Here is a 240-nt window from a genome sequence, read left to right on the forward strand (position 1 = left end):
GGCATGCAGCGCTTTATACTGCTCATCGTCAAGCACTGATAGCATCAGTAAAATAGCGTCACCACCATAAATACGTGCCATGTAAACTTGGTATTCATCAATAAAAAAGTCTTTACAAATAAGTGGCTGCTCTACTTGGCTGCGCACAAACTCAAGGTAATCAAAGCTACCCTGAAAGTACTTTTCGTCAGTTAATACACTCATACAAGTGGCATACTGCTTGTACGCTTGGGTGATTTC

General features: G+C 41.2%; 1 pseudogene. It reads right to left on the minus strand.

Features of this window, described 5'->3' with window-relative positions:
* Positions 1-240, minus strand: a pseudogene (locus AAEY62_RS24475) (bifunctional indole-3-glycerol-phosphate synthase TrpC/phosphoribosylanthranilate isomerase TrpF); the annotation flags it as partial.

This window comes from Pseudoalteromonas sp. GW168-MNA-CIBAN-0100, from assembly GCF_040309225.1.
Taxonomy (GTDB): domain Bacteria; phylum Pseudomonadota; class Gammaproteobacteria; order Enterobacterales; family Alteromonadaceae; genus Pseudoalteromonas; species Pseudoalteromonas arctica.